This window comes from Streptomyces sp. WM4235 (assembly GCF_001279725.1).
In the GTDB taxonomy this organism is placed as follows: domain Bacteria; phylum Actinomycetota; class Actinomycetes; order Streptomycetales; family Streptomycetaceae; genus Streptomyces.
Window position 1 is genome coordinate 1 of sequence record NZ_LGDE01000255.1, and the last position, 601, is coordinate 601.

Annotated in this window: 1 pseudogene; it reads left to right on the forward strand. The window is 69.6% G+C overall.

Annotated elements, in window-relative coordinates:
* Positions 1-404, forward strand: a pseudogene (locus tag ADK55_RS18610) (beta-N-acetylglucosaminidase); the annotation flags it as partial.
* Positions 405-601 lie beyond the last annotated feature (197 nt).

Genomic DNA, 601 nt, shown 5'->3' on the forward strand with positions numbered 1-601 from the left:
CCAAGGACCTCCAGGTCGAGTACTGGACGGGCAAGGAGCTCGGCGCCCGACCTCCCCTCGCCTACCTCCGCGAAGGCCGCAAGGTCGTCAACCTCAACGACGAGTACCTGTACTACGTCCTGGGTCAGCCGAACGACTTCGCCTACCCCACCGGCCGGCGGATCTACGAGCAGTGGACCCCGCTGGTCCTGCGCGGCACGACTCCCGTCCCCGCCTCGTACGACGACCAGATCCTCGGCGGCCGGCTCGCCGTCTGGGCCGACCTGGCCGGGTCCCAGACCCAGGCACAGGTGGCCGAGGGCATCCGGCTCCCGCTGGCCGCCGTGTCGCAGAAGCTCTGGGACTCCCGGACCCCGAGCCTCGACTGGGCCGCGTTCCGCTCGCTCGCCGACGGGCTCCGCTGAACCCGTTGGCCAACACCGGTCCGCGTTGATTGGATCGGTCCATGAACGACGAACTCCGGACCACGGACCAGGCCCTCGCGAGCGGCTTCGAGATATCCACCGACCCGGCCCGGCTCGACGCCGCGCTGAAGACCGCGCTCCACGGCATCATCAAGACCCAGACCAAGGTGTCGTACGACGGCGTGTGGAACGCCCTG